This window comes from Paracoccaceae bacterium (genome assembly GCA_033344815.1).
Classification (GTDB): domain Bacteria; phylum Pseudomonadota; class Alphaproteobacteria; order Rhodobacterales; family Rhodobacteraceae; genus Roseobacter.
This window is the reverse complement of record JAWPMR010000001.1, coordinates 244,129-258,523: the sequence shown is the minus strand read 5'-3', so window position 1 is coordinate 258,523 and position 14,395 is coordinate 244,129. Positions and strand designations below refer to the sequence as shown.

13 protein-coding genes are annotated in these 14,395 nt (G+C 57.6%); 8 read left to right on the top strand and 5 right to left on the bottom strand.

Going from position 1 to position 14,395, the window contains the following annotated elements; translation table 11 throughout:
• The first annotated feature begins 2 nt into the window (after positions 1 to 2).
• From R8G34_01225 to R8G34_01190, 8 genes are read left to right on the top strand one after another with little or no spacing between them, the layout of a single operon-like run.
• Positions 3 to 485, top strand: a complete 483-nt coding sequence (locus R8G34_01225; GenBank protein ID MDW3221505.1) for a (2Fe-2S)-binding protein — start codon at positions 3 to 5, stop codon at positions 483 to 485.
• Positions 485 to 2,341, top strand: a complete 1,857-nt coding sequence (locus tag R8G34_01220; protein MDW3221504.1) for a molybdopterin cofactor-binding domain-containing protein — start codon at positions 485 to 487, stop codon at positions 2,339 to 2,341. The genes R8G34_01225 and R8G34_01220 overlap by 1 nt, the downstream gene beginning before the upstream one ends.
• Positions 2,342 to 2,343: 2 nt before the next feature.
• Positions 2,344 to 3,366 carry a molybdopterin cofactor-binding domain-containing protein gene (locus tag R8G34_01215; GenBank protein MDW3221503.1) on the top strand — a complete coding sequence of 341 codons (1,023 nt, stop codon included), beginning with the start codon at positions 2,344 to 2,346 and terminating at the stop codon, positions 3,364 to 3,366.
• Entirely contained in the window at positions 3,367 to 4,248 is an 882-nt protein-coding gene (locus R8G34_01210; protein ID MDW3221502.1) for a MoxR family ATPase, read from the top strand.
• Positions 4,245 to 5,342: a VWA domain-containing protein gene (locus R8G34_01205; protein ID MDW3221501.1), complete on the top strand. Its 1,098-nt coding sequence runs from the start codon at positions 4,245 to 4,247 to the stop codon at positions 5,340 to 5,342. The genes R8G34_01210 and R8G34_01205 overlap by 4 nt, the downstream gene beginning before the upstream one ends.
• Positions 5,339 to 6,214 carry an amidohydrolase family protein gene (locus R8G34_01200; protein ID MDW3221500.1) on the top strand — a complete coding sequence of 292 codons (876 nt, stop codon included), beginning with the start codon at positions 5,339 to 5,341 and terminating at the stop codon, positions 6,212 to 6,214. The genes R8G34_01205 and R8G34_01200 overlap by 4 nt, the downstream gene beginning before the upstream one ends.
• A gap of 13 nt (positions 6,215 to 6,227) precedes the next feature.
• Positions 6,228 to 7,076, top strand: a complete 849-nt coding sequence (locus tag R8G34_01195) for an N-acyl homoserine lactonase family protein (protein ID MDW3221499.1) — start codon at positions 6,228 to 6,230, stop codon at positions 7,074 to 7,076.
• Between the two features lie 9 nt (positions 7,077 to 7,085).
• A complete protein-coding gene (locus tag R8G34_01190) occupies positions 7,086 to 8,681 on the top strand; it encodes an isochorismatase family protein (protein ID MDW3221498.1) in 1,596 nt (531 codons plus the stop codon).
• 104 nt (positions 8,682 to 8,785) lie between these two features.
• On the opposite strand, the gene R8G34_01185 is transcribed toward R8G34_01190, so the two are convergent.
• From R8G34_01185 to R8G34_01165, 5 genes are all read right to left on the bottom strand, one after another.
• The gene (locus R8G34_01185) at positions 8,786 to 9,799 is read right to left on the bottom strand and encodes an ATP-binding cassette domain-containing protein (GenBank protein ID MDW3221497.1); all 1,014 of its coding nucleotides are present in this window, start codon (positions 9,797 to 9,799) and stop codon (positions 8,786 to 8,788) included.
• Positions 9,796 to 10,779: an ABC transporter ATP-binding protein gene (locus tag R8G34_01180; protein ID MDW3221496.1), complete on the bottom strand. Its 984-nt coding sequence runs from the start codon at positions 10,777 to 10,779 to the stop codon at positions 9,796 to 9,798. The genes R8G34_01185 and R8G34_01180 overlap by 4 nt, the downstream gene beginning before the upstream one ends.
• Positions 10,776 to 11,657: an ABC transporter permease gene (locus R8G34_01175; GenBank protein ID MDW3221495.1), complete on the bottom strand. Its 882-nt coding sequence runs from the start codon at positions 11,655 to 11,657 to the stop codon at positions 10,776 to 10,778. The genes R8G34_01180 and R8G34_01175 overlap by 4 nt, the downstream gene beginning before the upstream one ends.
• The gene (locus R8G34_01170) at positions 11,654 to 12,628 is read right to left on the bottom strand and encodes an ABC transporter permease (protein MDW3221494.1); all 975 of its coding nucleotides are present in this window, start codon (positions 12,626 to 12,628) and stop codon (positions 11,654 to 11,656) included. The genes R8G34_01175 and R8G34_01170 overlap by 4 nt, the downstream gene beginning before the upstream one ends.
• Before the next feature lie 71 nt (positions 12,629 to 12,699).
• Positions 12,700 to 14,286, bottom strand: a complete 1,587-nt coding sequence (locus tag R8G34_01165) for an ABC transporter substrate-binding protein (protein MDW3221493.1) — start codon at positions 14,284 to 14,286, stop codon at positions 12,700 to 12,702.
• Between the last annotated feature and the right edge of the window lie 109 nt (positions 14,287 to 14,395).

Here is a 14,395-nt window from a genome sequence, read left to right as displayed (position 1 = left end):
GGATGGCCAAACGACCCATTCAATTTAAACTGAACGACGCGGACGCAGCTCTTTTTGTCGATGAAGGCGCGAACCTGCTGGACGTTCTGCGGCGCGGGGCAGGGGATTTGACGCCCAAACATGGCTGCGGTCAAGGGACCTGTGGCGCATGCACCGTTCTGATTGACGGCGAAGTTCGCCTGAGTTGTCTGACGCTGGCCGAGGCTGCGGACGGCAAGGCCATTGAGACGACAGGCGGTCTGGCCAATGGGCCGGAATTACACCCCTTGCAAACCGCTTTCATGGAAGGTTTTGCCGCGCAATGCGGGTTTTGCACGGCAGGCATGTTGATGTCCGCCAAGGCCTTGCTGGCCGCCAACCCGAACCCAACACGCGAAGACGTGGCTGAAGCAATCAGCGGTAATCTGTGCCGCTGTACGGGGTATGAGCCGATTATTGATGCAATCCTGACCGCTGCCGCCCGCCTGCAAGGGAGGACCGCGTGATGCCCATCGAATTTCGCAAAGACCTCTTTGCTGACGAACGCGATGATACATTAAAAGAGATCGGTAAGCCTACGATAAGGCAGGATATTTTAGGGCATGTCACGGGTCGAACCCCGTATTATGACGATCATCTTTTTGACGGTCTGCTGCATATGCGCGCTGTGCGGTCGCCGCATCACCATGCGCGTATTCGATCGATCAATACCGCGGCTGCGGAAAACATGCCCGGCGTGCGCCGCGTCGCAACCGCGAAGGATGTTCCCAATAATCTCAACACGCTGCTGTCGCTGATCGGATTTGGTCGCGATGATGAACCGATGTGCGCGCATGACAAGGTTCGCTACAAGGGCGAGACGGTGGCCTGGATCATTGCAGATACCGAACGATTGGCGCGTGATGCCGTAGCGCGGGTGCAGGTCGATTACGAAATTCTGCCGCATGTGCTCGACCCGGAGGAAGCCCTGACGCCAAACGCCCCTGTGGTGAATGAGGTCTATCCCAACAACACCTTTGACTATCACGGTAAATATGATCACCAAAAGCTGCGTTTTGGCGATGTGCAAAAGGGCTTTGCCGAGGCCGATCACATCATCGAAGCCGAATACCAGATGTCGCCCATCGAACAGGCCCCGATTGAAACCTGCGGGGCGATTGCGGCCCCGGAACAAAACGGTCGTTTTGTATGTCACACCAACACGCAAGCGCTGTTTTTCTCTCTTGGGACCACGGCGAAGTTGTTGGATATCCCATCTTCGCGGCTTCACTTCATTGGTGGCACAGCAGGGGGTGGCTTTGGCGGCAAGGTAGATTCCATCGTGGAGCCCACGGCCGTTTTAGGAGCGGTACTAACGGGTCGGCCGGTGAAATTCGCTTGGGACCGCGAAGAAGAGATGCAGGTGGGCGCGCCAAGGGGTGCCGAACGCTGGCGGATCAAAGACGGGGTGATGAATGACGGGCGGATCGTTGCGCGCGAATTCACCGGCTTTTTTGACAGCGGCGCATATATTCGCCTCAGTTCCTATGCGATTATAAAGGGAACCGGGCATTTGCCGGGGCCGTATACGATCCCCAATGTAAGCTCGAACGTCTATTGTTGTATCACCAACCGCACGCCCGCCACGGCGATGCGCGGGTTCGGGATTACCGGCGTTGATTTTTCCATCGAGGTTCAAATGGACCGGGTGGCGGAAACGATTGGAATGAACCCAATCGATCTGCGCATCAAAAACGCCTATCGCGATGGCGACATGAAAGCGCATCGGCGGGTCGCGAAAAACACCGCGTTGATCGAATGCTGCCAAGTGGCGGCGGGCAAATCAGGTTGGGCAATATCGGCTGAAGCGCAGGCGGCCTCCTCGCTGACGGGGGGGGGCACGCCGGAGCGCGTTGCAATCCCCGAGACGGCTACAGACGAGGAAGGCAAGATCGCAGAACGCCGGGCGGGTCGCGCGCCCTTAACAGCCCCCGCCCAACAAAGCACGGGGCGCGTCCCGGCAGGAACTGCATCGGAGGCCGTGGTGGCCGCACCGGTGCAGCGAGAAGACATGCAGATCGCAGCGGAGCGGATTGGACATAAAATCAGCAGTGGCGTGGGGGGGACCCTCGATCCGGCACCTGCGCCTCCTCCTGGCGCGATTACACCGCCCCGTCTGGCACCCACACCCCCAGCACCGGCCGTGCCATCTGTTGCGGCCGCCGCACCCCCCGCCTATCGCTATGCGCCACCAGACCCGGAACCGGCCGACTCGGCGCCACCACCAGAACAGGCCGAGCCCTACACGCCCAAAAAACCCTTTGCGCGCGGTGTGAACAAGCCGGGCGTGTCGCGGTTCCTGTCCGGTTCGAGGAGGAGATAGCCATGGCCATCCATACAGGACGCGGCTTTGCCTGCATCAACTATCCCATTGGCATGAACCTTGGCGGCGATCCGTCTCAAGCCCTGGTACATTCGACGCCGGATGGCAAATTCATGGTGGCCCTCTCAGCAATCGATCTAGGGCAGGGCATGAAATCAGTAACCCGCCAGATCGCGTCGGAAACCATCGGCGTACCGGTCGAGGATGTCTATGTGGACACCGCCGACAGCGATACCGGCCCACATGATATGGGCTCCTTTGCCTCGCGCGGCACGCACCGCGTCGGCAACGCGGTCATCCGGGCGGCAAGCGAGGCGCGCCAGCAGATGCTCGAAGCGGCGGCAGAAGAATTGGAGGTCAACGCCTCTGATCTGGATACGGACGGTCTGGGCAATATCCACGTCAAAGGGGCGCCAACCCGGTCCATTTCAGTCGCGGACACCGCCATAGCGGCGCAATTCAAACAGGGACGGACTCTGTCCGGGCGCGGGATATTCCTCATTCCGCCTTCTGAAGCCGATCCGGAAACCGGCGAAATGACCCCGGTCAGCTGTTTCGCGCATGCCGCCTTGGTGATCGATCTGACGGTGGACGATGAAACCGGTGAAGTCACCGTCACGCAGATTAATTCCGCCTACGAAGTGGGCCGCGCCTTGAACCCTAAACTGGTGGAACAACAACTGATTGGCGGGGCGTGGATGGGCGTGTCGCACGCGCTGTATGAAACGACCGAACCCTATTATCCGGTGCGCGATCACGGGCCAGAAGACTTCAACACCTACCTGATGCCCGGACCGGGCGAGGTGGTGCCCCATAACATCGCCGTTCTTGAACGCCCCGCAGAGGATGCGCCTTTTGGAGGTAAAGGGCCCGGTGAAATGTGCGCGAACCCGGTTTTGCCCGCGATTGCGAACGCCGTTTACAATGCGGTGGGCGTGCGGGTGGATGCCTTGCCGATCACGCCCGAGAAGGTTCTGCGCGGCATTCAGGCCCTGGGCGGCGCAAAACCCCAGGCCGTGCGCTAAGTGGCGGTCCAGTCAAATATCGCGGGCATTTCTTCGCCCGAAGCGTTGCAGCAGGCGCTTGTGGCGGCGCAATACCTCGCGGATGATGCCTTGGCGACGACGGCATATTTGTCATTGGCACTTGGCAAACCGATGTTGCTGGAAGGGGCGCCGGGCGTTGGGAAAACCGAAGCCGCCAAAGCTCTTGGGGGCGTTTTGGGGCGCAACGTGATCCGATTACAGTGCTATGAGGGTATTGATGCGGCTGCGGCCCTTTATGAATGGAATTACCCACGCCAATTGCTGGCGATCCGGCAGGCAGATCAAGACCCGGTCAACCTTTACGCCGAAGATTTTCTCCTCCAACGCCCCTTGTTAGAAACGCTGCGAAATCCCGGCAATACACTGCTGCTGATCGACGAAATCGACCGTTCAGACCATGAATTTGAAGCTTTCCTGTTGGAATTCCTGTCGGATTTTACCATCTCAATCCCGGAAACCGGGACAGTGCGCGCCGTGCGCCCCCCGGTTGTGGTGCTGACATCCAACCGGACGCGCGACTTGCATGAAGCGTTGCGGCGGCGTTGCGTTTATCACTGGATCGACTATCCGGACCCCGCGTTGGAGGCGGAAATCGTGATGGCGCGGGCCTCATCGGTGGCCCATGCGACAGCCGTCGCCGTTGTCGGTTCGGTGAACAGATTGCGTGCGGAACCATTGGCGAAACCACCCGGCGTGGCTGAAACAATCGAGTGGGCCGAAGCCGCCACGCTTTTGAACACGCAAGGCGTGCGCTGGCCAGAGGCGTTTGCACGGGCCATTGGTGTGGCGCTCAAGGATCACGATGACCTGACTTACATGGCTCCCCGCCTAGAGGGTATCTTGCCGGGGGAAGCCGCATGACGCTGCCCCGAGCCTTGGAGCCATTTATTACTTTTGCCCAAGCCCTGCGGCGCGCCGGTTTTGCGGTGTCACCGGATCAGACCGAAGGTTTTATTGCAGCGGTGGGTGTTTTGGGCCCGCGCAACATGGATGATATTTACCGCAGCGGGCTGGCTGTGTTTTCGGTGCAGCCTGAGCGGCGTGGGCAGTATGACGCGCTCTTTCGCGCGGTATTTTTAGGACAGACCGTGGCCGCGCCAATCGAAGAAGATGACGATGTTGCGGTGGAAGCCTATGAGCCCACAGGCGATACGCAAGATGTCGAGGCTCCCGATGAGGAGTCAGAAATTGGCGGCGAAGCCACGGTAAGCGAACGGTTGGGTCAGCGAGACCTGTCCGATCAAGGCGGGGAGGCCGCCTTGCAACAATTTGCGCGCCAAGCGCCGCGCGCCTTGCCACGACGGCTGTCCTATCGCAATCAATCCGCAAAGAATGGCACCGCGATGGATATGCGCCGCATTCTGAAAGAGGCCGCCAAACGTGACGGCGAGGTAATCCATCTGTTTGAAACCAAGCGCAAAACCCGCCAACGGCGTGTTCTGCTGTTGGTGGATGTCTCCGGCTCGATGAAGGATCGCTCCAATGCATCGATGCGGCTGGCGCATGCACTTGTGCAGGCGGCAGATCACGCCGAGGTTTTCACGCTTGGCACGCGGTTGACCCGGATCACCACGGCATTGAGACCTGCGGATCGCGCCATGGCGCTGACACGCGTGACGCAAGCTGTTGCCGATTTCGATGGCGGAACCCGGATTGGCGATGCGCTGCTCGCCTACCTCGCGGTGCCACGATACGCGGGGTTTGCGCGCGGGGCTGCGGTGGTGGTTTTATCGGACGGGTTAGAGCGTGGCGCGCCTGATGCGATGATCGAAGCTGTTAGCCGTTTGTCGCGGATGGCCTGGCGCGTGGATTGGCTGACACCGCTGGCATCCGAGGACTTCGCGCCTAAAACGGACGCGCTCAAAGCGATCCTGCCACACATCCATACCCTCGGCGACGGCTCGGACACACAGGCCATCACCACCCATATCCTTAACTTAGCGAGAGCCGCATGATCGACGCACACCACCATATCTGGCTGCAAAAAGATCTGCCCTGGCTGCTGGGCCCCGAACAGCCGCGCATTTTTGGCAGCTACCGCAGCATCATGCGGGACTATGAAATCGACGAATATTTGGCGGATATCGCGGAGACGGGGATTACGAAATCGGTCTATGTGCAGGCCAACTGGAGTCCTAATTGGTTTGTGGACGAAGTCGCCTGGGTCCAATCGGTGGCGGACACACATGGCTGGCCGCACGGCATTGTGGGCTATGCGGATTTCCGGGTCGATGATGTGCGCCCACAGCTGGATAGGCTCGAAGGCTTTGCTCTGATGCGCGGGATTCGCCAGCAATTGCACTGGCACGAAAAGCCGATGTACCGTTTCGCGCCCCATGGCGATGTCGCCCGTGACCCGGTTGTGCAAAAGAACATCGCACATCTGGCGCAATACGGCTGGAGTTTTGATCTGCAAGTCTTTCCTGACCAAATGGATGGGGCGATCGAACTGGCAAATGCATGCCCAGAGGTCACGTTTATCTTGCAACATGCCGGTATGCTCACGGATCTCAGCCCGGAAGGGTGGGAGCATTGGCGTGTGCAGATGAAAAAGCTTGCGAAATGTCCGAATGTGGTGAGCAAGCTGTCCGCCTTTGGCACTTTTGTGCATCGAAACGATCCGGCGCTGATTGCGGATATGATCCGCGAAACCGTGGCCATCTTTGGGGCGAAACGCTGCATGTTCGGGTCCAATTTTCCAATCGAAAAAATCTGGACCACCTACGCGGAGCTATTCGCAGCCTTTCAAAAGGGTGCATCCAGCCTCACCAAACCACAACAAAAACTCATATTTAATGACACCGCAAAGCGGGTCTACCGGCTCTAAGGGAGGAACCTACATGGCCTTGCAAATTCACATTCTGGATTATGGCGACATCGAATTGGAAACCAGCTTTCTGGTGCTCGGGCATGAGTGCGGGCGCGTCCGCCGTGTACCGGTCTACGGCTTCTTGATCACCGGCGGTGAATACCCCGTGCTTGTGGATACCGGCTACCGCGACAATGCGATCATGGAAAGCCTCGGCATGCGCGGGTTGCAATTCCATGAGAACATGATCGAACAACAACTGGCAAAACATGGCCTGAAACTGGGTGATATCCGGTATATCCTGCACACCCATTTGCACATCGATCATGCCGGCAAGGATGATCTTTTCCCCATGAACACAACGGTGGTTTTGAACCGGCGCGAGATGGAGTTTTCCGTGTCCGGTATCATGTTTCCGCAATACCCCAAGCCCGATATCAAGCACCTCGTAGATCGCATTTACGAGCCTGAAGCGATCCGCTTTCTGGATCTGGACATCACCACCGCCGAAGAGATCATTCCCGGTGTGTGGTGTGAACATGCGGGTGCGCATACCGAAGGGTCGATGAACGTGATCGTGGAAACCGCCGAGGGATTGGCCTGCATTTGCGGGGATGTGATTTATGACTTCAACGACCAAATCGTGAACCATGTGCACACCAACAACTGGATGGAGCCACGCGTGACAGGGAACCATTCCCAGTCCAAACGCGAAGAAAAAGGCGCGATCAAAAAGCTGTTGAACAACTACACGTTCTTGCTGCCGATCCATGACAAGCCTGCCAAAATCGAACGTCAGAAAGTGGTTGGACGTTTGGGCATGACCGTACCCGGTCCAATGACGGAAACGCTGCCTGATCGTCCTTGGTTTGCGGTCTGAGGTCGCATCATGGCACATACAGCACTGCAGGATGCCTTTCACCAGATCATTGATCTGGACGCCCCGGTGCGCCAGATTGGATCGGGGTTCATCTTTACCGAAGGCCCACTGTGGCACCCGGTCAATGGCGATCTGATCTTTTCGGATATGCCGGGGGATGTGCGGCGCAGGTATGACCCGACCAGCGGCGACATCACCGAAATTGCTCGCCCCTCGCAAAAGGGCAACGGTATGACCTATGACGCGCAGCTCAATTTATTGATCTGCGAACATGCCACCAGCTCCGTTGTGCGGATCGCGCCGGACGGGACCCGCACCGTTTTGTGCTCGCACTTTGAGGGCAAGGAACTCAACTCTCCCAATGATATCGTTGTTGGCAATGACGGGTCGATCTACTTTACCGATCCGACGTATGGCCGTCTTGAACATTTTGGCGTGCCGCGTCCTGTCCAGCAAGGGTTTCAAGGCGTTTACCGCATCCCGCCCGGTCATGCGCCTGGAGATGAGCCGCAACTCGTCACAGATCGCTACATGTTCAGCCAACCCAATGGGTTAACTTTCAGTCCCTGCCAGCGCTGGATGTGGGTGAATGACACGGATCAGGCCAATATTCGCATGTTTGATGTGGCCGCTGATGGGCGGTTGGTAAACGGGCGTCTCTTCGCCAGCGGCATCAAGGACAGCCAGCTTGAAGGTGTGCCGGATGGCATGAAGGCTGACGACAAGGGCAATCTGTTTGTGACGGCCCCCGGCGGTCTTTGGGTTTATGATTTCTATGGCGCACTGATAGGCAAGATCGCGGTCCCCGAGAAAACCGCCAATATGCATTGGGGCGGGCAGGGGTGGAACACGCTTTATGTCTGCGCCAGCACCGGACTTTATGCGCTTGACACCAAAACAACGGGTCGGCCTGAACCCTTTATGAGCCCACACGCCCTGTCACCGCGAGACACACCGACGGGCACGACACAGGTGCAAAGCGCGATGGTTCAAACGTCGGTGGATCCCATTGAGGGTAAAAGAGCGGCGATGATCATTCAGGATCTGCAAAACGATGTGATGATGGATGGGGGCGCCTTTGCCTTTACCGGTTCGCCTGATCACGCGCGACAACAGAACGTTGTGAGCAATGTCGCAAAACTTGCTGATGCGGCGCGCGCAAAGGGGGTGATGATCATCCATGTCTGGATGGTTCTGGAACCCGGCGCGCCGTATCTGTGCCAACACGCGCCACTGCAACAGGGTCTGGCGGAACACAAGGCGCTCGTGCGCGGCACATGGGGCGTGGCGCCAGTGCCGGGGCTGGAACCGAAGCCCGGTGATTTGATTGTCGAAAAGATGAGCATGTCCGCTTGGGAAACCTCACGGCTTGAAGCCTATCTGCATGGCGGGGGCAGGGATACAATTATCAATACGGGCAGTTGGACGAACATGAGTGTCGAGCACACGGCGCGCACGGGGGCGGACAAAGGGTTTCGGATGATCGTGCCCGAAGATGCTTGTTCGACAATGAATGCGGACTGGCATCGCGCCTCAATCGAATATGGCATGCAGAATGTGGCGGCTGTGAGCACGGTGGCGGCCACGATCGCGGCACTTCGTTGAACAATGGGTCCAAGCGGCCGCGTTGTGATCCGCGGTCGCATGATCGGCAGGATCTGCAACCAAGAACCTGCCTGCGAATCGCAACGTGCCGAAAATCGCGCCGATCACGCCCGTTCTTTTTGGGCCAGCTGCATTTCAAAATGATGGCAGGCCACGGCGCGCAGGTCCGACAGGGGCTCCATAGTCGGCTGTGACGCGCTGCAGGGACCCTGCGCAAGCGGGCAACGCGGATGATAATAGCACCCCGTCGGTGGCGCCAATGGCGAGGGAACTTCACCTTCAATCGGATCAAAACGCACCAATTCGTCCGCATCCAACACCAGTTTCGGTACACTGCCAAATAGTGCGGCCGTATAGGGGTGGGCAGGCCTATCAAAAACTTGCGCAACAGGCCCAATTTCTACAATCCGGCCCAGATACATAACAGCCACGCGGTCGCTGACATGCTGAACAACGCTCAGATCATGACTGATGAAAACACTGGTCAGTTTCAGATCACGCGTCAGTTGTAGAAACAAGTTGATGATCTGCGCCTGTATCGACACATCAAGTGAGGCGACCGGCTCATCGCAGATCAGAACATCAGGTTGCATCGCAAGCGCACGGGCGATGGCAATGCGCTGGCGCTGTCCGCCGGAAAACTGATGCGGATAGCGATCAACCCAAGTGGGGTCCAGCCCAACCCGGTCAAACCAGTCAGCGACATAACTGCGGGCGGATGACTTGGTTGTCAGACTGTGAGCTATAGGCCCTTCTGAAACCGTATCGCCGACTTTCATCCGTGGATCTAGGCTCGCAAAAGGGTCCTGAAAGACGGTTTGCACGCGCGTGGTCACCTTTTTGCCGTCTGCCATGACCGCCGCGCCGTCAATTGAAACGGTGCCGGTGGTGGGGGGCAGGATCCCTGAGATAACGCGGCCCAACGTCGATTTGCCACATCCGGATTCACCGACCAGTCCCAGCGTTTCACCTTTGTTGAGCGTCAACGAAACATCAGAAACGGCGCGCACCGACCGGGTTTCGACTTGCGCGCCCAGTTTTGCGGCGATCTTTTCACCTGTTGAGAGGTTGGGGCCAAACAGTCGGCTTACCTTGTCAATTTGCACAAACGCGCTCATGCGGAGACCTCTGCGTCACGTCCCACCGGGTGAAAACAACGCCATCCGCGCGCGCTTTCCATGGCCATTTCAGGCGCATCGTTGCATGCGTCGGTCCTGCGGTCACAACGCGGTGCAAACGGGCAGCCGGGTGGCAAAGACATCAAAGACGGCGTGGTGCCGGGGATTTGGGTGAGGGCGGTGCGTGGTCGGCCGGACGCGGGCAGGGAGGCGATCAGGCCCGCAGTATAGGGATGGCGGGGATCGCGGAGCAAGTCAGCGGTTGGGCCCTGTTCAACGATCCTGCCCGCATACATGACGGCCAGTTTGCTGGCGAGGCTTGAGACCACCGCAAGATCATGGCTGATCCAGATCATCGCCGTGCCGGTTTCGCGGGCGAGATCGCGCATCTGAAACAGGATTTGCGCTTGAATTGAAACATCAAGCGCCGTCGTTGGCTCATCTGCGACAAGGACGGCGGGGCGGTGCAACAAAGAAATGGCAATCGCCACACGTTGGCGCATCCCGCCGGAGAATTCGTGAGGATAGGCGCGCAACCGTGCGGAGGCTGCGGGAATGCCGACCTGTGTCAGCAATTCAGCCGCTCGTACAGCAGATGCGCGGCTGCTCAGACGCTCATGGGCCTCAATGGCCAGTTTCATCTGTTGACCAATGGTCAGCATTGGGTTCAGCGTGGCGATGGGGTCCTGAAAGATCATCGAGATCTCCCGACCGCGACGGGCGCGCAATGCGGTCTCAGTGAGTGAAGTCAGTTCCGTCCCGTTGAGCTTTACTGAACCTTTCACAATGCGCCCCGGTGGATCAACCAACCCCAGAAGGGAAAATCCGGTTACGGTTTTTCCCGAACCACTTTCCCCCACAAGACCCATGATCTCTCCCTGAGCGAGATCAAAAGACACGCCATCCACTGCTTTCACGATACCTGCGCGGGTAAAGAAATGCGTGCTCAGATTTTTGACGCTGAGGACAGGATCGCTCATTTGCGTAACCTTGGATTGTTCTGGTCGCGTACCTGATCTCCGACGATGTTGATCGCAACGATCAGGATGATAAGCGCAATGCCGGGATAGACAGAAATCCAGTACCGACCGCTCATCATATAGGGAAATCCATTTGAAATCAGCATGCCGAGCGATGGTTCCGTGACGGGCAGGCCCAGGCCGAGAAAGCTCAGCGTGGCTTCGAGCGATATCGAGTTGGCAATTTGCACGGTGGCCACAACGATCAGCGGAGGTGTGCAATTGGGCAGCAGATGACGCCACACCACAAGCCGTCCGCTGAGTGGTGTTGCAAGGGCTGCTTCAATGTAATCCTTACCGCGCTCTGCCTTGGCGGCGCCGTATGCGGTGCGCGCGAAATAGGCATATTGCGCGGCGACGAGGGCCCCGATGAGCTGCGCTTTGCCTTGTCCCAAGAGGGCAACAATGACCAATGCCAACAGGATGGCGGGGAAAGACAATTGCAGGTCCACCAACCGCATGATCAGGGACTCCAGTCGCCCCCCCACATAGGCGGCGGTGATGCCGAGCGCGGTGCCGATGGTGAGGGACACAAACCCCGCAGCAAGCCCGATCTGAATGGAAATGCGTAACCCGTAAAAGATCGCAGATAGCAGATCGCGGCCTTGTGGATCGGTCCCCAAAAGATGCGTATACCCGCCAGAACCGACAAAACCGGGCGGTCGACGAGAATCCATCAACGATAGATTGGCGAGGTCGTAGGGGTTTTGGGGTGAGACAAGCGGCGCAAAAACCGCCAGCAGAATAAGGATGCAAACGACGATCAAAGCTACAAGTGCGATCTTGTTTTCCCGGAACTCCGCCCAGAAACGGCTCATCGGCGTGCTGTTATCGCTCATGCAGATATTCCGTGACGCACGCGTGGATCGATCAGGGCAAACACCAGATCGATCACAAAGTTTATGGTCACAAACAAAAACGCCACAAGGATCAGGTAGGCGACCATGACGGGGCGGTCGAGCACGCTGATGCTGTCGATGATCAATTTGCCCACACCGGGCCAGGAGAAGATCGTTTCCGTCACAACCGCAAATGCCAGCGTCGATCCCAGCTCAAGTCCGAAAACCGTGATGATCGGGATGGAGATGAGTTTAAGCAAATGGCGGCGCAATATTGTGCCCTCGGAGATGCCCGCGGCGCGGGCGAATTTGATGGTATCGGTCAACATAATCTCGCGCGTGCCTGCACGTGCCAGACGGATCATCATCGCCAGTTTGAACAGGGCAAGGTTGATGGCGGGCAGCATGATGTGAGAGAGGCCATTCAGGGTTGGAAAGGACCATGCGACGCCCCAGATCATGACGGTCTCGCCGCGCCCTCCGGCGGGCAACCAGCCCAAATTCACCGCAAAAAACAGGATCAGGATCAGCCCGACCCAAAAAGAGGGGACAGAAAAACCCAAGACAGAGACAGCCATGATCGTTTTGGACACCCAGCTGTCGGGCTTGTAGCCTGCGTAAATGCCAAGGCTCACGCCGAGAACGGTGGCCGAAATAACCGAGATTAAAACCAGTTCAAGCGTTGCCGGCAAGCGTCCGCCAATCAGTTCCAGCACAGGGATATTGTAGACGAATGACCGCCCAAGATCGCCCTGTAACAGATTGGTTATAAATATAAAGTACTGTTCATAGAGGGGGCGATCGAGGCCGAGCCGACGGATGGCTTCTTCGCGAATGTCTTGCGTCGCTTCGGGCGGGATCACGATGTCGATGGGATTGCCGATGGCATAGACCCCACAGAAAACGATCACTGACATTACAGCCATAACCATGATGGCCTGCAAAAATCGCTGGATGATGAACCCGAGCATCAGCTCTCCGTTGCGGCAAAACGAAGACCGGGCGGCCGATCAGCCGCCCAGCCCAATGTCATGTGACGCGATCAGGACGCGGGTGTGATGAAAAATGCAAGCGTATCTTCGTCAAAACGCGGATCAAATTGCAACATACCCGCTTTGGCACCCCAGACCGTTTGAAGCTGCACAAGGGAGATATAGGCCTTGTCTGCCATTACTTTTTCCATGGCCTGTTCATAGGTTGCGCGCCGCTCATCGGCATCCATCATCTGTGCCCCGGTTTGCAACAGCTTATCCACGTCATCGTTGGTGTATTCGATACGGTTGTAGGCGCCCAGTTTGACGTCCGGGTTGTTGGTATGCGCCAGACCACCCAGCGTGTAAGAGGCCTCACCCGTCAAGGTGCCCCAGCCGTTCATGAACATCGAATACTCAAGACGCGCCTGTGCCGGAAAATAGACCGTTTTGGAAATCGCATTCACATTGGTTTTGATCCCGGCCTGCGTCAGCATTTGACCCAGACCCTGACAGATCGCACCATCGCCCGGCAGGCGGTCTGCGGTGCAGTAGAGATCGACCTGAAACCCATCTGGATATCCGGCCTCGGCCAACAAAGCCTTGGCTTTTGCCGGATCATACTCAGGCATTGGAATGCTCTCGCTGGATCCGAAGAAGCCCGGAGGCATCATCTGATTGGCGGGTTTGCCGAGACCTTCCAGCACAATATCCACCATGGTTTGCCGATCAATGGCGTGATCAATGGCTTGGCGCACCTTCAGGTCGCGAAACGGATTTTCATCCAGATCAGAGCCATCAATGGCCCGCACCAGTGGCGTGTCCGCACGTTGGTCTAGTTGCAGGTTCATGATGTAAACGCTGTCGCCTTTGACTGCGTCGATGTTTGAATCCCGCTCCAGCGCGAGATAATCCACAGAAGACACATAGTTGATAACGTCGACCTGTCCGGCCTTCAGCGCCGCCAGACGAGAACTGTCATTCGGAATTTCCTTGCGGATCACCGTTTGCCATGCGCCCATCCCGCGCCAGTAATCATCGTTTCGTTCCAGCACCAAATCGCCTTTTGGTTCCCAACCTACATATTTGTAAGGGCCGGTCCCGATGGTGGCAGCGCCTGAGTTGAACCCTTCAGCTGCGGTCTCTGGCGTTGAAAAATCTGCGGCGGCTTCGGATGAAACGATGAACAGGCGAATGAAATCATTTGGCAATGTCGCCGCCTGACCGTCCGTGTTGATGTGGATTGTATAGGGATCAATGATCTCCACGCTTGCCACGCGCCGCACGTAAATAGCCGTTGTCGTCGGCCCGGTCACAACCGGAATGCGTTCAATCGAGAATTTCACATCCTCAGCGTCAAAATCTGAGCCATCGTGAAACTTCACGCCCTCGCGCAGTTTGAATTCCCAGGTGTCCTCGTCCACCGGGGTCCAGCTCGTGGCAAGGCCCGGTTCGATCTGTAAATCCGTGCCGGACCATACCAGCGTGTCAAAGATGTGTTTGGCGGCCTCAGCATGGGGTCCGAGTGCGGAGAAATGCGGATCCATTGATTCAGGTCCGCCGCGCACGCCCATGGTCAGCGTTTGAGCCGATGCAGCACCCGCCGCCGTCAGTCCCAAAGCAAAAGCCAGGGGTGTTAGGAATTTCTGGAGCTTCATGATTTTCCCTTCCCGTTCTGGAGGAGGCAGCAACCCTCATCCTTATGTTGTTGCTTATTTTAAGTCCCATTTGGAACTTGCTTTCCCAGAATGGGTCGAGATAATGGGG